This window comes from Cytobacillus sp. GQ23 (assembly GCF_059758675.1).
Genome location: NZ_JCAXER010000005.1, coordinates 80,880 through 101,007, shown reverse-complemented (window position 1 = coordinate 101,007; position 20,128 = coordinate 80,880). Strand labels below are relative to the sequence as shown.

18 protein-coding genes are annotated in these 20,128 nt (G+C 42.4%); 15 read left to right on the top strand and 3 right to left on the bottom strand.

Annotation, left to right across the window (positions count from 1 at the left end; genetic code table 11):
* The first annotated feature begins 28 nt into the window (after positions 1-28).
* From AC6CHU_RS06005 to AC6CHU_RS05960, 10 genes are all read left to right on the top strand, one after another.
* Entirely contained in the window at positions 29-1,819 is a 1,791-nt protein-coding gene (locus AC6CHU_RS06005) for an L-lactate permease (RefSeq protein ID WP_251283992.1), read from the top strand.
* Between the two features lie 156 nt (positions 1,820-1,975).
* Complete coding sequence (locus AC6CHU_RS06000) at positions 1,976-2,374, top strand: GntR family transcriptional regulator (RefSeq protein ID WP_159862837.1); 399 nt, start codon at positions 1,976-1,978, stop codon at positions 2,372-2,374.
* Complete coding sequence (locus tag AC6CHU_RS05995; RefSeq protein WP_159862838.1) at positions 2,358-3,254, top strand: ABC transporter ATP-binding protein; 897 nt, start codon at positions 2,358-2,360, stop codon at positions 3,252-3,254. Before AC6CHU_RS06000 ends, AC6CHU_RS05995 begins: the two co-directional genes overlap by 17 nt.
* Positions 3,208-5,184 (top strand): DUF6449 domain-containing protein, encoded by a 1,977-nt coding sequence (locus tag AC6CHU_RS05990; RefSeq protein WP_159862839.1) that lies wholly within the window; start codon positions 3,208-3,210, stop codon positions 5,182-5,184. The genes AC6CHU_RS05995 and AC6CHU_RS05990 overlap by 47 nt, the downstream gene beginning before the upstream one ends.
* A gap of 32 nt (positions 5,185-5,216) precedes the next feature.
* Positions 5,217-5,738, top strand: a complete 522-nt coding sequence (locus tag AC6CHU_RS05985) for an RNA polymerase sigma factor (RefSeq protein WP_236566141.1) — start codon at positions 5,217-5,219, stop codon at positions 5,736-5,738.
* A 136-nt stretch (positions 5,739-5,874) separates the two neighbouring features.
* Positions 5,875-6,642 carry a 3-hydroxyacyl-CoA dehydrogenase gene (locus AC6CHU_RS05980; protein ID WP_159862840.1) on the top strand — a complete coding sequence of 256 codons (768 nt, stop codon included), beginning with the start codon at positions 5,875-5,877 and terminating at the stop codon, positions 6,640-6,642.
* Positions 6,643-6,899: 257 nt separating this feature from the next.
* Positions 6,900-8,045 carry an acyl-CoA dehydrogenase family protein gene (locus AC6CHU_RS05975; RefSeq protein ID WP_498120718.1) on the top strand — a complete coding sequence of 382 codons (1,146 nt, stop codon included), beginning with the start codon at positions 6,900-6,902 and terminating at the stop codon, positions 8,043-8,045.
* A gap of 12 nt (positions 8,046-8,057) precedes the next feature.
* Positions 8,058-9,209 carry a thiolase family protein gene (locus AC6CHU_RS05970; RefSeq protein WP_498120716.1) on the top strand — a complete coding sequence of 384 codons (1,152 nt, stop codon included), beginning with the start codon at positions 8,058-8,060 and terminating at the stop codon, positions 9,207-9,209.
* A gap of 19 nt (positions 9,210-9,228) precedes the next feature.
* Positions 9,229-10,797 carry a fatty acid--CoA ligase gene (locus AC6CHU_RS05965; protein WP_251283989.1) on the top strand — a complete coding sequence of 523 codons (1,569 nt, stop codon included), beginning with the start codon at positions 9,229-9,231 and terminating at the stop codon, positions 10,795-10,797.
* Positions 10,798-10,817: 20 nt separating this feature from the next.
* Positions 10,818-11,912, top strand: a complete 1,095-nt coding sequence (locus tag AC6CHU_RS05960) for a CaiB/BaiF CoA transferase family protein (RefSeq protein ID WP_498120714.1) — start codon at positions 10,818-10,820, stop codon at positions 11,910-11,912.
* A gap of 43 nt (positions 11,913-11,955) precedes the next feature.
* On the opposite strand, the gene AC6CHU_RS05955 is transcribed toward AC6CHU_RS05960, so the two are convergent.
* The gene (locus AC6CHU_RS05955) at positions 11,956-12,270 is read right to left on the bottom strand and encodes a hypothetical protein (RefSeq protein ID WP_251283987.1); all 315 of its coding nucleotides are present in this window, start codon (positions 12,268-12,270) and stop codon (positions 11,956-11,958) included.
* Positions 12,271-12,635: 365 nt separating this feature from the next.
* Here AC6CHU_RS05955 and pssA point away from each other — a divergent pair, with 365 nt between their 5' ends.
* Positions 12,636-13,331 carry a CDP-diacylglycerol--serine O-phosphatidyltransferase gene (gene pssA / locus AC6CHU_RS05950; RefSeq protein ID WP_095245375.1) on the top strand — a complete coding sequence of 232 codons (696 nt, stop codon included), beginning with the start codon at positions 12,636-12,638 and terminating at the stop codon, positions 13,329-13,331.
* 28 nt (positions 13,332-13,359) lie between these two features.
* Here the strand turns inward: pssA and AC6CHU_RS05945 are convergent, their stop codons facing one another.
* Positions 13,360-13,734, bottom strand: a complete 375-nt coding sequence (locus tag AC6CHU_RS05945) for a nucleotide excision repair endonuclease (protein WP_061792220.1) — start codon at positions 13,732-13,734, stop codon at positions 13,360-13,362.
* Positions 13,735-13,815: 81 nt separating this feature from the next.
* Positions 13,816-15,150 carry an FAD-dependent oxidoreductase gene (locus AC6CHU_RS05940; protein WP_251283986.1) on the bottom strand — a complete coding sequence of 445 codons (1,335 nt, stop codon included), beginning with the start codon at positions 15,148-15,150 and terminating at the stop codon, positions 13,816-13,818.
* Positions 15,151-15,438: 288 nt separating this feature from the next.
* Here AC6CHU_RS05940 and AC6CHU_RS05935 point away from each other — a divergent pair, with 288 nt between their 5' ends.
* Genes AC6CHU_RS05935 through AC6CHU_RS05920 form a run of 4 tightly spaced genes read left to right on the top strand, consistent with a single transcriptional unit; the run spans position 15,439 to position 20,122 of the window.
* Complete coding sequence (locus AC6CHU_RS05935) at positions 15,439-16,212, top strand: ABC transporter ATP-binding protein (RefSeq protein ID WP_498120710.1); 774 nt, start codon at positions 15,439-15,441, stop codon at positions 16,210-16,212.
* 53 nt (positions 16,213-16,265) lie between these two features.
* Positions 16,266-18,173 (top strand): AMP-binding protein, encoded by a 1,908-nt coding sequence (locus AC6CHU_RS05930; protein ID WP_159862849.1) that lies wholly within the window; start codon positions 16,266-16,268, stop codon positions 18,171-18,173.
* Positions 18,173-19,057, top strand: coding sequence for a branched-chain amino acid ABC transporter permease (locus AC6CHU_RS05925; RefSeq protein ID WP_159862850.1), 885 nt, complete (start codon positions 18,173-18,175; stop codon positions 19,055-19,057). The genes AC6CHU_RS05930 and AC6CHU_RS05925 overlap by 1 nt, the downstream gene beginning before the upstream one ends.
* A 3-nt stretch (positions 19,058-19,060) precedes the next feature.
* The gene (locus AC6CHU_RS05920) at positions 19,061-20,122 is read left to right on the top strand and encodes a branched-chain amino acid ABC transporter permease (RefSeq protein ID WP_159862851.1); all 1,062 of its coding nucleotides are present in this window, start codon (positions 19,061-19,063) and stop codon (positions 20,120-20,122) included.
* Positions 20,123-20,128: the final 6 nt, after the last annotated feature.

The following is a 20,128-nucleotide window of genomic DNA, read 5'->3' as shown; positions in this document are numbered from 1 at the left end:
TTACAAAACAAAGGGGGAAATGTAATTTATGAGTACTGGAATGTTAGCTTTACTATCTTTATTGCCAATTATTGCAGTAGCAGTATTTCTTGTCGGTATGAGATGGCCGGCAAGTAAGGCAATGCCAATCTCATACCTTGTAGCAGTGGTCCTTGCTCTATTTGTATGGAAAGTTTCAGGAGCTACAGTTGCCGCTGCATCCATCAATGGCCTGGTTGTCGCCGGAACACTTCTTTATATTATTTTCGGCGCTATTCTGCTTCTAAATACTCTGCAAGAAAGCGGGGGCTTAATGACCATCCGTCAGGGCTTTACAGATATATCGCCTGACCGCCGAATACAAGTAATTATCATAGCCTGGCTTTTTGGTTCTTTCATTGAAGGTGCATCCGGGTTTGGTACTCCTGCCGCTGTAGCAGTTCCGCTGTTAGTCGGCCTAGGCTTCCCTGCAATGGCCGCAGTTATTGCCGGTATGGTCATTCAAAGTACACCGGTGTCATTCGGTGCTGTAGGCACGCCGATGCTTGTGGGCGTTCAGACCGGTTTATCGGGCAATGCCAGCCTAACAGATAATCTGCTTGGATTAGTAACTCAAATCGCAGGACAGGTAGCTATCCTCCACATGATTTCGGGCACATTGATTCCTTTATTTGTAGTAGCTTTAATGACAAGATTTTTCGGCAAAAATAAATCATTTACTGAAGGGATAAAGATCTGGAAGTTCGCACTTTTTGCTGCTTTTGCCATGACGATTCCCTATGTAATTGTAGCAAATGTCCTTGGACCTGAATTCCCATCCATGATCGGGGGATTAGTTGGTTTAGCCATAGTTGTGTTTGCTGCTAAAAAAGGCTTTCTTATGCCACCTAAGGATCAGGTTTGGGATTTTGAAGAGAAATCCAAGTGGGATCCTGAATGGACTGGAAGGCTGGAAATCAAAGCTGTTGCTCACAAGAGCGGTAGCATGAGCATGATGCGTGCATGGACTCCTTATGTTTTAGTCGGCTTGTTTTTAGTATTGTCCAGACTGAAATCGCTTCCATTTTTAGAGTGGCTCCAGGCATGGACGGTCAAATTTGAAAATATTTTTGATTCTGGCATCACTTCAAGCTTCCAGCCGCTGTATCTGCCGGGTACGATTTTTATACTGGTTTCTGTTATCACTTACTTTATCCATGGAATGAATTCCAGTTCCTACAAAAAAGCCTGGGCGGATTCGGGAAAAACAACCATAGCTGCTTCAACAGCATTAATTTTCACTGTTCCGATGGTACAGGTTTTCATCAACACCGGCGGAGGAGAGGCAGGCTATAATCAGATGCCGATCGAGCTAGCAAACGGTGCTGCAGCTCTTGCGGGAGAATTCTGGCCGTTCTTTGCCACCTTTATCGGGGGACTTGGAGCCTTCATTGCAGGAAGTAACACAGTAAGTAATATGATGTTTGCGTTATTCCAGTATGATGTCGGCTCACAAATCGGGGTGGATGCAACCTGGATTGTAGCCCTCCAGGCAGTCGGCGGTGCTGCTGGAAACATGATTTGTGTTCATAACGTCGTTGCTGCATCAGCTGTAGTTGGGCTTGCCGGAAAAGAAGGCGCTGTCATTCGGAAAACTTTATTCCCATTCTTCTACTATGCGCTGCTGGCAGGATCTGTAGGATACTCGATTGTCTGGTATTCGCAAAAAGGGATTTTCAATATCGGTTCCTTCATAGCAGTTGCCATCGCAGTCGCAGCTGTCTATATAATTGCCACAAATAACAGGCGTTCCAACATGATCATGCCACAGCCTCCTGTGAATATGAAATCGGCTAAATAATCAAGAACAACTGGCTTAGCCCTTCGGCTGGCCAGTTTTTTCTTTGAGTAAAAAAATAAAATTCCCTCTTCTCTTTTCCAAATACATATAATATAATCTAACTGTACTAACTGTACTATGAATCATAGTACACTACATACAGATGGGAGGGCAAGCATGTTTGAACTGGACGTAAGGAGCCGAAAACCCATATATGAACAGCTGGTTGAGCGGCTTAAAGAGCTGATCATCACAGAGGTATTAACAGCAGATGAACAGCTGCCTTCCGTTCGAATGCTGGCCCATCAGCTGACGATCAATCCTAATACCATTCAGAAGGCATATAGGGAGCTTGAATCCCAGGGCTATATTTATTCCATAAAAGGGAAGGGCAGTTTTGTCAGTGCATCGACTCCTAATCTAAATAGCGAAAAAATAGAAAAAGTGAAAAATGAACTTTCGAAGCTTTTATCAGAAGCTATGTACCTTGGTATCACAAAGAATGAATTATTTAAGCTCATCCAGGAAATTGAAACAGCTATAGGGGGAGGGATAGAGGATGATCAAAATCCGTAATGTGCGCAAATCTTACGAAGAGATGGATGCTGTTGAAAATGTCAGTATTCAAGTGAATAGAGGATCCATCTACGGCTTACTTGGTTCCAATGGAGCCGGAAAAACAACACTTTTAAAGCTTTTGGCAGGCATCTATGCAGAGGATGAAGGATCCATTGCCATTGACGGCCAGCCGGTGTTCGAAAATCCGCAAATGAAAGATAAGATCTTTTTTATTCAGGATCATCCCTATTTTCTGCCTCAATATACTGTTAAGCAAATGGCGCTGTTTTATAAAAACATATACAGCGGGTGGGATGAAGAGCGTTTTGAGGAACTGGCAGCTATTTTTGAAATGGATACGAATAAGAAGATTCATAGATTTTCAAAAGGCATTCAGAGGCAGGCTGCTTTTATTCTTGCTTTGTCTGCAAGGCCCGAAGTGTTAATTTTGGATGAGCCTATGGACGGGCTTGACCCTGTCATTAGGAAGAAAGTGAAAAGTCTGCTGATCGATGAGGTTGCTGAAAGAGAAATGACGATTCTTATTTCCTCGCATAATCTGCGTGAAGTTGAAGATTTATGTGATTTTATAGGCATTATGCATAATGGGCGTATGATTCTGGAGAAAGATCTTGATGACCTCAAAACAGATACACATAAAATCCAAGTGGCCTTTAAAGGATCTGTACCGGCCATTTTCGATTCGCTGAAAATCCTTCATAAAGAAAAAAGAGGGAGCATTATGATCTGCATTGTAAAGGGAGATGCAAAGGAAATATCATCATACGTAGAACAATTTAAGCCAGTGATTTTCGATATGCTTTCCTTGACATTAGAGGAGATTTTCATTTATGAAATGGGGGACATTGGATATGCAGTCCAAAACATCCTTGATTAAAAGAGAAATTTTAAAAACGATCTTCAGAAGTGTCGGCTGGGTTTCTATTGTGTATTTTCTTGGACTATTCTTTGCCATTCCACTTGATATCATAATGAATTCTTCAGAGGAACAGCGGAAATTCCTGGACATTGAAAATCTGTATCAATACAACTTCCAGCTCCAATTTATCCTTAGTATTTCAGTACCGGTGATCTTGTCTGTGTTCTTATTCAGGTATACACAGGTAAAACAATATAGCGATTTATTGCACAGCCTTCCTGTTAAGAGGGAATCCATTTTCCATCAATATGCGTTAACAGGAATTATGCTGTTAATTTTGCCGGTTTTACTCATTGCCCTGATTGTTCTGTTCCTTTACCAGCCCTTGAATCTGCAGGATTTTTATTCAGTCGGAGAGATCATCAAATGGGTGGGCATCACACTATTATTTAATATGGTTCTTTACATGACAGGGGTTTCTGTGGGAATGCTGACCGGTTTATCTGCGGTCCAGGGTGTCTTAACCTATATTTTTCTATTGCTTCCTGTAGGTCTGATCATTTTGGTATCCATTAATTTGCCTTACTATTTATTCGGCTTTCCAGACCAATATTATATGACAAGCAAATTCGAAAAGTTCTCTCCTTTAATTACAATTACTCAGATGAATGAGCGTACACCATCTAGTGTGGAAGCAGTCATATATCTCTTGCTTATTGTGTGTCTGTATTTTGTTGGTTTGCAGATCTATAAAAGGAGAAGAATGGAGGCTGTCTCCCACTCGCTTGTTTTTCCGATCACAAAACCCATTTTTAAATATGGAGTAACGTTCTGTTCCATGCTTCTTGGGGGCGGTTATTTTGGTGAGATGCAGGACGGCATAGCCTGGATTATATCGGGATATGTGTTTGGAGCATTGATCGGTTATGCTGCGGCCGAGATGGTTCTCCAGAAATCATGGCGAGTGACTATTCATGTAAAAGGATTGATGATTTACACAGCCGTAATGGCGGCTTTATTCGTCTTATTCCAATTTGATTTGACTCAATATGAAAAAAGCATACCGCGGAGCAATGAAATTGAGCGTGTCTATTTCAGCGATAATTTTTACCTTTATAGTGATGCAGATCATGAAGAACCGTTATATTTAAAAGAATACGAAAATATTGATTTGGTCAGAAGGTTTCATGAGAAGCTTGTAGAGGATGAACACAGGCATGAGCATGTTTCAGGACGTGATTCTGTCTTTATTGTGTATGAATTGAAGAATGGCGAAAAGCTGGTACGCTCGTATAGCATTAATAAAAGAGAATATAAGCCATTTCTCAAGCTGATTTATGAATCGAAGGAATATAAAATGGCAACGAATGAAATCTTTCAGGTCTCATCAGATGAAACTGCGAAAATCACGATTACTCCAACCGGGCCAGTTACAAAGCGTGTGGTTATTACAGACAAACAAGAACTAATGGAAGCTGTTGAGATATTGACTGAGGAAGTGGAGACTGCTTCCTATGAGGAGCTGCAAGGTGACTATGAGCCATATGCAGATATTGAGATTTATCATAAAGACAGCAAAAAAGCATATATGACCTGGAATCCAGCGTACAAAAGATTTGAAGAATGGCTGGAAACAAAGTCATTGCTGAAGGATGCAAAAGTTAATAGTAATGATATTTCTTTTGCACTGGCTGCTAAAGTGGAGGATATCGAAATTAACTTTGCAGCAGGGTACTCTTATGAGGAAATTTTTGAAGAAATGACTGACAGCAGATCTTCAATCAAGATAACAGATAAAGAAAAAATAGAAAGCATTTTGAGGAATTCAAATGGATCCTATGAAGGAGACTTTATAATTGCATTCTATTTTGATGAACAAAGGTCAATTGATATTAAATGGTTCACTGAAAAAACTGTGCCGAACTTTATAAAAAAACGGCTTCAATAATTCGGGAGAAATTTACGGGAGGGGGGATTCCAGTGATAAAACCTTCAATGGATATGAGAGAAATCTGCAGGCTCTATAATAAGCGGCTTTATCATATTGCTTATAGCATTACCCGGGATCATTATCTTGCACAGGATGTTGTACAGGAAACCTTGATCAAGGCATATAAAAAAATGGACAGTATAGAAGATCAAGATAAGCTGGGAGCATGGTTATCATCTATTGCGACCAGAACTGCAATTGATTTTGTGCGTAAAGAAAGAAGGACGAATGAGAGGATACAGGATGCCGTTGATTTCGAAAACTGCATGGAAAGCAGATACAGCGATCCAGGGCAGGAAGCTGAGGTCAATATGCTCCAGGAGCAGATAAACGCTTATGTTGATTCCCTCTCCTATGAACAGAAAAGGGTTTTTCAGCTGAAAACAAAGCATGGGCTGAAAGAAAGAGAAATAGCGGACATTCTACATCTCAACCCGAATACTGTTAAAACAAAATTATATCGGGTCAGACAGCATCTTAGAGAAATACTTGCCGGCCGGAATTTGGCATAAACAAACAGCTTCTGAAAAGGAGCTGTTTTTTTGTTATTACCAGGTATTCATAAATATTCAGCCGGTCAGCAGGAAAAACCTCTTTACAAATGGAAATGACATCATAGAAAACCTGATTTATAAAAGGAGGTTCACTATGGAACTGAGAGAATGTAAAGCCATAATTACGGGCGGTGCCTCTGGGCTTGGAGAGGCGACAGTGAGAAAAATAGCCGGTAGCGGAGGAAAGGTGCTTATTGCGGATTTAGCGGAAGATCGGGCAGTTCATCTGTTAAGGGAACTGGGGGATAATGTTCTTTTTCTGAAAACGGATGTAACAAAAGAAGAAGACGTGCAAATGGCGGTGGCCTTCGCTTCTAAACAATTTGACAGCATTAATACTGCAGTTAACTGCGCAGGCATCGGGATTGCCTCAAAACTGCTGGGACGAAAAGGAGTCCACTCACTGGACATGTTTCAAAGGGTCATTTCGATTAATCTGATTGGGACTTTTAATGTCATTCGTCTGGCGGCAGAACAAATAGCAAAAAATGACCCAAATGATCAAGGAGAAAGAGGAGTGATTATTAATACGGCTTCAGTCGCTGCCTTTGAAGGGCAAATTGGCCAGGCGGCTTATAGTGCATCCAAAGGAGGAGTGGTTGGCATGACACTGCCGATCGCCAGGGAGCTTGCGGCTTATGGGATTCGTGTGATGACAATTGCCCCTGGACTGTTTAATACACCAATGTTTGAATCGCTGCCTGAGGAGGCAAGGGATTCTTTGGGGAAAATGGTGCCTTTCCCTTCAAGGCTGGGATTTCCGGAGGAATATGCCAGGCTTGCTGAAAGTATACTAGTGAATCCGATGCTGAATGGAGAAACAATCCGGCTGGATGGAGGCATCCGCATGCAGCCAAAGTAAATAAGAAGTTCTTTTACAAAGCTGTTTTCGCAAGGTTTGTTGCTTTTTTTTTACTCATTTGTTTGCAAAGAGGGGAGTTTGGAACGGAAATCAACCTTGATTACGAAAAAACAATTCTTCTAAATAGGTTAAAAATGAATTTTAAATGTTCTAAAAATATAGATAATTATTGTACAATATAATTGTAAGCCTTTACAAATAGGGTAGTTATCACTTTGTGTTATGCCAAAAAAATTTTAGTTTCGGAGGTTCATAATATGGCAGCGTCATATCTGCAGGAAGAGCATGAAATTTTTCGGGAATCTCTGCGTAAGTTTTTAGAGAAAGAAGCCTATCCGAACTATGCTAAATGGGAAGAGGACAGAATCATTCCCCGTGATTACTGGCGCAAGATGGGGGAGCAGGGTTTTTTGTGCCCTGATATTGATGAAAAGTATGGCGGAAGCAATGTTGATTGGGGCTTCTCAGTAATTATTAATGAAGAGCTTGAACGGGTTGGCTCAGGAATGGTGGGAATCGGACTCCACAATGATATCGTCATTCCATATATAACTGCTTATGGCACAGATGAGCAAAAAGAAAGGTGGCTGCCAAAGTGTGCATCGGGTGAAATTATTACAGCTATTGCAATGACTGAACCTGGCGCCGGCTCTGATTTAGCAGGCATTAGAACGACAGCGAGGCTTGAAGGGGACCATTACATAGTGAATGGCGAAAAGACCTTTATTACGAACGGAATTCATTCCGATTTAATCATCATAGCATGTAAAACAGATCCCCATGCAGTTCCCCGGCATAAAGGGGTAAGCCTGCTTGCAGTCGAGAGGGGGACAGAGGGGTTTTCAAGAGGGAGGAAATTAGATAAGGTCGGTCTTCATTGCCAGGATACGGCTGAATTAATTTTTGAAGATTGCAGGGTTCCTAAAGAAAACCTAATCGGAGAAGAAGGAAAAGGTTTTCTATATTTAATGGAAAAGCTGCAGCAGGAAAGGCTTGTCGTGGCAATTGCTGCACAAGTGGCTGCAGAGGAAATGCTTAAAGTAACAATAGATTATGTGAAAAATCGCGAGGCATTCGGAAAACCGGTCAGCAAGTTCCAGAACACTCAATTTAAAATAGCCGAAATGGCAACAGATATTGAGATGGGAAGGGCATTCCTGGATCAATTAATTACAGAGCATATGACAGGAAAAGATGTAGTTACAAAGGTTTCCATGGCGAAATGGAAGCTGACAGAAAATGCCCGCAAGATTGCAGCTGAATGCATGCAGCTTCATGGGGGCTATGGCTATATGGAAGAATACGAGATTGCAAGGAGGTTCAGAGATATACCAGTCGCCAGCATCTATGCAGGCACAAATGAAATCATGAAAACGATTATTGCGAAAAACATGGGTCTATAGGGAGGAGTATGTATGCGCGAAGCTGTCATTGTCGAAGGAGTCAGAACACCTGTAGGAAGAAAAAACGGTTCATTAAAGGATATAAGGGCAGACGATCTGGCCGCTGAAGCATTAAAGTCCCTTGTCACACGGGCAGGGCTGAATCCGGAATTAATTGATGATGTCATTCTTGGCTGTGTCTCACAAATCGGTGAACAAACAGGCGATATTGCAAGAGTTGCAGCGTTGATTGCTGGGTTCCCGATTGAAGTGCCGGGTACAACCATAGATCGCCAATGCGGATCCAGCCAGCAGGCTGTCCACTTTGCAGCACAGGCGATTTTAGCGGGAGATATGGATATTGTGATTGCTGGCGGGGTCGAAAGCATGTCACGTGTTCCTATCGGATCCAGTTATCAGGGAGCGGGATTCAGTGAAAAACTGAAAGACAGACATGAAATCATCCACCAGGGCTTATCAGCTGAACGCATTGCTGAAAAATATGGGTTTACAAGAGAGGAGCTAGACCGCTATTCATTCGAGAGCCATCAGAAGGCTTTAAATGCCCAGACTGAAGGCCGGTTTGCGAAAGAGATCACACCATTGAATGTGACAATGCCGGACGGGCAGCAAATGAAGGTGACCGAAGATTCTGGCCCGAGAAAGGAAACCACTCTGGAAGCTTTGGCAAGCTTAAAAACAGTTTTTAAAGAAGATGGAGTGATTCATGCAGGCAATTCTAGTCAAATCAGTGATGGAGCAGCAGCCTTATTAATTATGTCACGTGAAAAGGCAGAAGAGCTTGGAATGAAACCGAGGTTCAGTATACTGGCGCGTACTGTAGTGGGGTCGGATCCAACATTAATGCTGACCGGACCCATACCTGCAACAGAGAGCGTGTTAAAGAAAGCTGGACTAGCTCTTGAGGATATTGACGTGTTTGAAGTGAACGAAGCATTCGCTCCTGTACCGCTTGCCTGGCTGAAAGAAACGGGAGCGGATCCGGCAAAGCTTAATCCAAATGGAGGTGCCATTGCACTTGGCCATCCATTGGGGGGAAGCGGTGCCCGGCTGATGGTCACCATGATGCATGAACTCGAAAGAACAGGAGGGCGATATGGACTGCAGACCATGTGTGAGGGGCTTGGAATGGCAAATGCGACTATTATTGAACGATTAGATTAATAAATGGGGAGGAATGAAAATGACAACTACTATAGGAAGAATTTTTGATCTTACGGCCGGAAAGTTTCCGGATAAAGAAGCTCTGTATGATGTCAGAAAAAATCTGCGTTTTACCTATAAGGAATGGAGTTTTGAGATTAATAGATTGGCTAATGCCTTATTGAATGCAGGCGTCAGGAAGGGTGACAGGGTTTCAACCTGCCTCTTTAACACCGAGGAACTTGCAACAGCGTTTTTTGCCTGTGCAAAAATCGGTGCCGTTTTTAATCCGATCAACTTTAGGCTGATGTCAGAAGAAATTGCTTATATTCTGCAGGATGCAGAGCCAAAAGTAGTGTTATTTGAGCAAATGCTGGAATTCGGCATTACCCCCATTGCTAAGCGTTTTCCGCGTACAGAATTCTGGTACATTGATGACAATCCGCCCCCATACGCTTCATCCTACAGGAAAAAGGTGGATGAAGCATCACTTGATGAAATAGACATCGAGATACATGAAAATGATTTGTACGCAATCATGTACACAAGCGGCACTACTGGAAGGCCAAAGGGTGTAGTCCACAAACACAGGGATATGGCTGAACAAAGTCTGATTGTTATAGGGGCGACTAAGCTTGAAAGCAGTGATAATGGACTTGTGACTGCACCTATGTTCCATTGCGCAGAGCTTCATTGTGCCTTCTTGCCGAGGGTGCATGTGGGTGCTGCCAATACCATCCTCCACCACTTTGATGCAAAGGAAGTATTGCGGTTAATCACAGAAGAGAAAATCACCAAGTTTTTTGCAGCTCCTACGATGTGGAATATGCTGCTGCAGGAAAACTTATGCCGTTATAACCTGAAGAGCCTTAAGCTGGGATTGTATGGAGCAGCACCAATGGCTCCTGCTCTGGTTATGGCATGCCGTGAAAAATTAGGCATCTCCCTCGTTCAGGCATATGGAATGACCGAGATGGGTCCGGCGATTACGTTTTTATCGGAAGATGATCAAATCAGGAAAGCCGGCTCAGCAGGACAGGCCTGCTTAAATCATGAGATCAGGATTGTAAGACCGCATGAGAATGGTCCATCGAATCCTGATGATGTGGTGCCTTCAGGAGAAACGGGTGAAATCATTGTAAAGGGACCATGCATGATGAGTGGATATTTTAATCGGGAAGAAGCAACCGAACACGCCATGCATGGAGGATGGTACCACTCAGGCGACATCGGCTATCTGGATGAAGAGGGCTTCTTGTACGTCAAGGACAGAGTAGACGATATGATTATTAGCGGCGGTGAAAATATTTATCCGCGTGAAGTGGAGGATCTTTTATATACGCACAACGGTGTCCTGGATGTGGCAGTAATCGGGCAGCCTGATGACCGCTGGGGTGAAACCGTAACAGCATTTGTTGTCAAAAAAGATCCGGCACTGACTGAAGAAGAACTCGATGAATTGTGCAGGAATAGTGATGAACTTGCCAATTATAAGCGGCCGAGAAAATATGTATTCTGTGATGCATTGCCTAGAAATGCGAGCGGCAAAATTCAAAAGTTCATGCTCCGCAAGCAGCTGGAGGATCTTTTTGCTGAAGGGAAAATGTAGCCGGAAGAAGGGATTGCACGATGTTAAAAGGCATTAGAATTATTGATTTTTCCAACTATCTCCCGGGGCCGTTTGCTTCCCAGAGGATTGCAGAGCTTGGAGCAGAAGTGATAAAAGTGGAACCAGTATCCGGTGATCCCGGAAGGCATCTGGATATCAAAATAGAGGGTACCGGCGCAGTGTTTGCCGCAAATAACCGCGGCAAAAAAAGCATTACCCTTGACCTGAAGAGCGAAGAAGGGAAAAATGCAGCACTTATGCTGATATCAGAAAGCGATGCGGTGCTGGAAAGTTTTCGGCCTGGCGTCATGAAAAAGCTGGGCCTGGATTATGAAACTGTGAAAAAACACAAACCAAATATAGTTTATTGCTCTCTTACAGGCTACGGAGAGCATAAAGACTATCAATATTTAGGAAGCCATGATTTAAATTATATGGCAGTAAGCGGTGTCCTTGCCCAGCTGAAGGACCGCAGCGGGCGTCCTGTTCATCCCACCCATACTATAGCAGATTTTATGGGTGGGTTGGCTGCAAGTGAAAGGATACTGGCAGCACTTCTTTCCAGTAAAATGTTTGGCAAGGGAGGCTATCACTGCATTTCAATTGCGGAAGTGATGGCTTCCACGATGGGGAACCATTTGCTGATTGAGAAGAAAAAAGGCTATACTAATGGACTTTCTGTATTAAACGGGGAAGTAGTGGCCTATTCTATTTATGAAACGAAGGATGCCCGGTTTGCAGCACTTGCGGCTCTGGAACCGAAATTCTGGATTAATTTCTGTAAAAATGCTGAGAGAGAGGATTGGATTGAATATCACCTCTCAAGTGCAACCAGTGATAATCCTGTCTATTTGGAGATAACCGAGTTTTTTAAAAGCAGGACATTAAAAGACTGGACTGAATTTGGCCAAAAAGCAGATTGCTGCCTGACACCGGTACTGGAGTCAGGCGAATTGGCAGACTTCCCCTTATTCAACCGAGTTTTAGATGCTAACGGAAAATACCCCTGGGTAAAAATGCATGGCGGATTTGATTCAGCAATAGGATGTCCTCCAGATTTAGGCGAGAATAATGAGGAATTATTAAGCATCGCAAAGAAAAATATGAATGTTTAACCGGATAAATAAAGAGAGTCCCCAATTATGAGGGACTCTTTTGTTATGCCCTAAAAATGGCGACACTGGCGAAATCCAGGCGGTTCACTCTTCCTGCAGGGAAAGGGGAAGGGCCGGATAAAACAAGACGGATCTTATCGCCTTTTTTCAGCTCCTCCAGCATTAAAGTGGATGTTGCATAATCAATGTCAAAGTTGTTGTTATTAAAGGAGGTTTGAGAATTAACGATAGTTCCGCCATTACGCTGCAGCTCAAATTTCAGCGGCAGACTATTTTGATTTATAGTAGCAGCAAACACTTGTATGCTGAACTGAAGAAAATAAAGGCCGCTTTCCTCAACTGTTATCGTATTATTCACTGCATCAAAGTGAAAATTAGAATCTCCTTTAGCGCTGTTTAGGCGAACGGTGGAAGGAAGGGAAGTGTTCTCGTCAAAAAATTGGGGAATGAAATCATTGGTGACATAAATTTTGCCTGTATTTCTTGAGTACCTCTCTTTACCAGAGCAGGAGCGGTCATGGGATTTATTAGATAATAAACAAATCACCTCCTTATTATATTTAACAGAGTTTCAAAATTGGTATAGGACAAGTATCCAACACAATGGATTTTTGCCTTTGAATTTTTTGTAAGGGTGGGTTCCAGCTGAGATTAAATGGTATAATGAGAGGGAATATATATTAAAATAATCTTTTTTACAATTTTGGAGTGTGATGGTCACTAGTGCGTTTTATTAAAACAATCCCCAATATGGTCACTTTGGGTAATTTATATTGCGGCTTTCTTTCAATCGGCATGGCTGCCAATGGAGAATTTAAAAATGCAGCCATATTAATCTTAATTGGCATGATGCTTGATAGCATGGACGGCAGGCTTGCCAGAATGCTGAAGGCGGATAGTACACTTGGAAAAGAACTGGATTCTCTTGCAGATATTGTTACTTTTGGCGTAGCACCATCATTTTTGGTGTTTTATACATACTTTTTTCAATTTGGTATTCTTGGATTAGCGGTTTCAGGTCTTTTTCCTTTATTTGGGGCATATCGCCTTGCCCGATTTAATATCAGCCCTCCAAAATCTTCTTTAAACTATTTTATTGGAGTTCCGATAACAGCAGCAGGCGGGATCATGGCCATACTGACCCTTTTTGGGGATCGGATTCCCAATATTATTACAACAGTCGTTTTCACTGCACTCTGCTTTCTTATGGTAAGCAGAATCAGGATACCCAGCTTTAAAGAAGTTCCCCTTCCGAAATACGGAACGATTGTTACTGTATTTCTTGGAAGTGTCCTATACGTAATCTACAAGGGCTCTTATGGCCCATTTCCCGATTTGATTTATATTGCGATACCGCTTTACATTGCTTATTTGACATACCGATTCATTAAAGGAAAAAATAAAAAAGAAATTGACTAAATAAAAAAAAGGCCGGGATGGCCTTTTTTTATTTGTAAAATACTTTATCGATATTATATTTTGCCTGAAGGGCATTGATGATGTAAGTTTCATAAATTTCGCGTTCCATGCTGTCTTCCACATAAATAACCGCAATTTTATAGACGTCATCACGATGATTTTTTATAGGAGAAACATTGTCTTCAAAATGCTTTTTAACTCGCTGTCTTAATTTTCGGGCCTTCCCTACAAAAAGCAGATCTTCTTTTGCATCAAAAAACAGAATCATGCCGCCCTTATCTCTTGGTATCTTATGGTAATCTGTAAAACCATAGACACTGCTAAGGTCACTTTCTCCTGCCTGTCCTGTTTGTCTGCTTCTTGTAATTACGAGATTAGGCTCTGGTATTTCAATTTTTATCAATATCATCACTTCCTATTCTAAAAATAAAGATTAACATATACCAGCAAAGTAATCCACATTCAAAGAAAGAAATCGGTATATTTATTTCTTTTGCCTTCGAAATATATTCCATACTGCTCCTGGAGTGAACAATATTGCCGGGTGTGCCTGCAGATGGAGCACTTTCATAAAGCGGTCATATGAATAGGGATCAAAGGAGCAGGCATTGACCACTTTTTTGACATACCACTGAAGAAGGGGCACTCCCAAAGGTTTAGATCCAGCCGTGTGCGAGAACCTGAAATCCTCAGTTGAAGCAATTAACCAGGGAATATCCACTATTTTGCTGAGTTTTTTATGGAAAATAAAAGGATCTGCATCTGCTTCTCCTGCACTTAAAAGGACTTCCTGCAATGCCTTTGCTTCCTTAGCTGCAATGCTCATACCCTGAGCAAATACCGGATCTATTCTGCAAAAAGAATCACCCATTACAAGCAATCCTTTAGGAAATGTCTTCATCTTTTCAAAATGATATCGCCTCATTGAGGGAAAGCGGTATACCTTTAAATCAGAAGCCGGCTCACCATTTTTTATACACTCATAAATATGCGGATTTTCGAGGTTTTTCGCTGACTCAAGGAATTCCTGGTTATCCGCTGGCGGATGATTGTCACCATAACCAAAGAGGGTAATCAACCATTCTTTGTTCTCGGTTGGTGAAATAGCTCCTCCAAAGGATTGATGCGGAGGATTCGGATAGATTAATAAACTCTTCCATTCAGCATCTGCCGGAATTTTTTTATAAATACGGCTGGCGTAAAATAAATTTATTGATATCTCTGTTTTCTTAGGCTGGCCGACCCCAAGTTTTCCGAGCAATTGAAATGCAAGGCTGGCGGCACCAGATGCATCAACAGTTAAATCTGCAGAATGAATGGCGTTACCGTCTGCATTTTCCGTCTCAATACCCGTAATTCTGGACGAGTTTAAGATAAAACCTTTAGCTTTTGTATTATATAAAGTATGTATATTTTTAATCTGATCTATTCTTTTGCGAATATAATATTCAAGAAAGGGGCGGCTTTGCTGAATAATAGAACAGCCTGAGTTATATCTGATTTTCCACCTCCCATGATGGTTCCAGGCAATGTCATTGGCAAAATTGGCTGGAACCGAACCTCCTTCTATCATTTCAGCTCTCAGGCCCGGGAAAAAGTCCTCAAGTATACTCTCTCCGCTCTTCAGCAGAACATGTCCTTGTGCGGCCTGCGGTATCCCTTTTCGAAGACTGCTTTTCGATTGTTTTCCATCTGTTTCGATGATCATGACCCTTTCAAAGAAGTCTGAAAGCCCTCTTGCCGCAAGCATCCCGGCAATACTTCCTCCTATCACAATGGCTGTTTTCTGTTTCCTGTCATCACTTTGAGTCCCAAGCATTCTAAATCCTCCATAACATTCAATGCTTTTATATTAGTTCCTTTTGACTAATAAAGATATCTTTAATAAAAAATAGCCTCCCATATCCCACCATATTCATAGTGAAAACTACTTTCATATAAGGAAAATGTCATATCAATATTTTCATTCACATAAAAATGAAAAATAGCTCAGGAGAGAAAAATATTTTAAATATAAAAAGGAGAAACTGGATGTGTAAAGAATATTTAAACTATTCATAATTTTGTAAATAATATTTAAACAAATGTAATGAAGGGGGTCGGAGGATTGGGGATTTTGGAGATTAAGGATGCAACTTTACGGTTTGGAGGCGTAACAGCTCTTGACCAGGTTTCATATGAAGTGCAGGAGGGGGAGATTTTTTCACTGATTGGCCCAAATGGTGCAGGTAAGACAAGTATGCTGAATTGTATTAGCGGGCTGTACAAACCTTCATCCGGAAAGATTTTTTTTAAGGGGGAAGATATTACCCGGTATAAACCTCACAAAAGAGCCAGTATGGGCATTGCACGTGCCTTTCAGAATATCGAGCTTTTTCCGCATTTATCTGTTTTGGACAATCTGATGCTTGGCAGGCATGTAAGAATGAAAACCGGTCTGCTTGCAGGAGGGCTGTATTGGGGGAAGGCGCAGAAAGAGGAAATTGAACACAGGAAAAAAGTTGAGCAGGTAATCGATTTTCTTGAAATTGAGGATATCCGAAATACACCGGTAGGGACTCTTTCATATGGATTGCAGAAAAGGGTCGAAACCGGCAGGGCTCTGGCGATGGAACCTGAGATTCTTCTTCTGGATGAGCCTATGGCAGGCATGAATAGTGAAGAAAAAGAGGACATGGCCAGATATATTATCGACATTCACGAAGAAATGAACACCACCATTATATTAATTGAACATGATATGGGGGTTGTAATGGATTTATCCGATCACATTGCAGTACTTGATTTCGGAAAGCTGATTGGCTATGGGACACCGGAAGTGATTCAGAATAATCCTAAAGTCATAGAAGCCTATCTGGGAGAAGAAGAGAATGCCGTATAAAAGGTGTTCCGGCTATAGTGATTTTTGTATTTATAGGAGGGGGGAGCGATTCTATGAGCAAGACGTTTCCGCAGCTGCTGATTGAAAGGGCTTACAATAATGGATCCCAAGTTGCTTTAAGAGAAAAAGAATTTGGAATTTGGAATGAAATCACGTATGAAGCGTTTTTGGACAAAGTAAAGAATTTCAGCCTGGGTTTGGTATCGTTGGGTCTAAAAAGAGAAGATAAGCTTGCCATTATTGGCGATAACAGGCCCGAATGGGTAATCAGTGAGCTTGCTGCGCAAAGCTTAGGCGGCATTTCAGTAGGAATTTATCAGGAATCCCTATCAGCTGAACTAAGTTACATTATCGATAATTGTGACGCAACCATAATCGTTGCGGAGGACCAGGAACAAGTGGATAAACTGCTGGAAATTAAAGACTCCATTCCTAAAGTCAGGACGATTATTTATTATGATTCACGCGGCATGAGGGGGTATCAGGAGGACTTTCTGCTGGAATTTAACGAAGTTCTGGAAATGGGCCGAAGTTATCAATCAGGGCAGCCTGACTTATTTTCAGAGGAAGTTGATAAGGGGTCCGGAGATGACGTGGCGATTTTATCATATACTTCAGGGACGACAGGCAATCCAAAGGGCACCATGCTTACTTACCGGAATCTGGTCGATATGGCTAGGAATCTTTCAGAAATTGATCCGCTGACAGATAAGGATGAATATGTTTCCTTCCTTCCTCTTGCCTGGATCGGGGAACAGATGATGACCCTTGCCATGGGGCTATACAATGGGATGACGATTAATTTTCCGGAAGAGCCGGCAACCGTTTTGGAAGACCTGCGAGAAATTGGCCCACAGGTTATGTTTTCGCCGCCCAGAATCTATGAAGATATGGTATCGCGTTTTCAGGTCAGAGTTCAGGACAGCGGCTGGCTAAAAAGGAAGATCTATAACTGGTGCAAGCCGATAGGCGAGAAAGTTGCTAAGGCCCATTTTGTAAATAAACCAGTCAGCACGGGTACAAAGATTCTTTATAAAATTGCTGATTACCTGATGTTCAGTGCGATCCGCGATCACTTTGGGCTCTTGAAGATCAAGCGTGCCTATACAGGCGGTGCCCCTTTGGGACCTGATGTATTTGAATTTTTCCACAGCATTGGTGTGAATGTAAAAAGCATTTACGGACAGACAGAGGTAGCCGGAATTTCCATTGTACATAGGGACGGCGATATTAAGCTTGATAGTGTTGGAATTCCCATACCGGGTACAGAAGTGAAAATTTCTGAAGAAGGGGAAATTCTGATCAAAAGCTCAAGTGTCTGCAAAGGGTATTACAAAAATGAGAAAAGCACAGCAGAAACTATTCAGGATGGATGGCTGCATACCGGCGATGCAGGGAGGCTGGATGAGAAAGGTCATTTGTATATCATTGACCGGATTAAGGATGTGATCCGCCTCGATACGGGGGAAATGTTCTCCCCGCAATTTATCGAAAACAAGCTGAAATTCAGTTCATTCATACAGGAAGCGGTAGCAATCGGGAAGGATCGCCCCTATGTGGTTGCCATGATCAATATCGATATGAAAAATGTAGGACGCTGGGCAGAGAAAAATCAAATCAGCTATACCACTTATACCGATTTATCTTCCAAGCCTCAAGTGCTGGAGCTGATCGAAAAACAGGTGCAGGAGATCAATCAGGCTCTGCCTGAAAAAGCACGAGTGAAAAAATTCGTTCTTCTTTATAAAGAACTGGATGCAGATGACGAGGAGCTTACTAGAACAAAGAAAGTCCGCAGACAGTTTGTTGCTAAAAAGTATCAGGCCTTAATCGATGGACTTTATACAGAGGACAAAAAAATACGTGTCAATGGCACGATCAAGTATCGTGATGGCATGGAACAAACCATCCAAACAACGCTCCAGGTAATTTTTATGGATGAAGGAGAGGGGGCAGCTTAATGACATTTTTCTTGCAAATGCTCGTAACAGGCATTGTGGTAGGAAGCGTTTATGCTCTTGTAGCATTGGGCTTTGTACTTATCTATAAATCAAGTGACGCCATCAACTTTGCACAGGGTGAGTTCCTTTTAATTGGAACGTATGTCTGTTTAACGCTTATTACAGCCTACAACATTCCGTTTGCTGCAGCCCTGTTAATTGCACTGATGTTCAGTGCTGTTTTAGGCTTTGTCATTGAACGGGTCGTTCTGAGGCCGTTTATTGGAGAGCCTGTCATATCCATGATTATGGCGACAATCGGATTATCGAGTGTTCTTGCCGGGATTGTCCATATTATTTGGGGGCATGAAACACGTGTATTTCCTAAGATTTTCTCTGAACAGCCAGTTAATATTGGTGAGATCGTCATTGCGCCGGTCTATTTATGGTCATTATTAATCGTTGTGGTGATGCTTGTCATTTTCACCCTCTTTTTCAAATATTCCAAGCTTGGGATTGCAATGAGAGCAACCGCAGATGATCAGCAGGCTGCAATGTCAATGGGCATCAGCGTAAAAATGATTTTCGCAGTGGCCTGGGCAATTGCTGCCATTGTTTCTGCAGTTGGAGGCATCCTTCTCGGAAACATCAATGGCGTGAATGCATCCCTTTCAGCGATCGGCTTAAAAGTGCTTCCGGTTGCCATTCTTGGAGGACTCGACAGTATTCCCGGTGCCATCATCGGCGGGCTGATCATCGGCATTCTTGAGAGCCTGACCGGCGGATATCTGGATCCATTGGTTGGCGGGGGTCTGAAAGAGGTTATGCCTTTTGTCATTCTCGTATTTATCCTTATGTTCAAGCCATATGGTTTGTTTGGAAAAAAAGAAATCGAGAGGGTGTAACCAATGAGAAATCCTTTTGTAATGGATTGTGGAGAGTTCCATGTGAATTATAAACAAGATATGGCTATCTGGAAGATAACCAGAGTAAGGATGAGGGTGTTCATTTTGCTCGCTGCCTTTGCTATATTTCCGATGTTTGCATCCGATTATATCATTGGACTGGCTACCCTTTGCGGGATTGCTGCGATTGGAGCAATTGGATTGAACATCCTGACTGGCTTTACGGGCCAGATTTCTATAGGGGTGGGGGCCTTTCTGGGGGTAGGCGGTTATACGTCGGCCATTTTGACAGCAAAGCTGGGGTTAAGCTTCTGGATTGCCATGCCGACAGCCGGGATTGTAACGGCGATAGTCGGCGGACTATTCGGACTGCCATCCTTAAGGCTAAAAGGTTTATACCTGGCAATTGCCACCCTTGCAGCACAGGTTATCATTTTGTTTGTCATTTCACGCTGGGATGCGCTGACTGGCGGAACAGCAGGAATGGTCCTATCCAGGCCTGAACTTGGCAGTTTTGTCTTTTACAGTGAACGGAGCTATTACTACCTTATGTTTGTGGTGCTGATTATTACAGCCATCTTCACACTGAACCTCTTCAGGTCGCGGGTCGGCAGGGCATTTATTGCAGTCCGGGACCGAGATGTGGCAGCTGAGGTTATCGGAATTGATTTATTCAAATATAAAGTATTGGCATTTATTGTAAGTTCCTTCTTTGTTGGCATTGCCGGCGCTTTACTCGGCCATTATACAATGGTTGTCAGTCCTGAGCTTTATAGCATTTCAGTGTCCATCGAATACTTGGCAATCATACTGGTCGGTGGTCTGGGCAGTGTATTCGGGTCAATTTACGGAGCTGTATTTATCACGCTGCTTCCGGTTCTCCTAAGATCCGGAGTAGAAATGATGAGTGGGGTGTTTCCTGACTTATCCGCTGTCCTAATCGGGATGAAAGAGGTAGTATTCGGCCTGGTGATTATCTTATTCCTAATCTATGAACCGCAGGGTCTCGCGAAAATATGGAAAAACATCAAAGACTATTTTAAACTGTGGCCGTTTTCCTATTAATTCCCG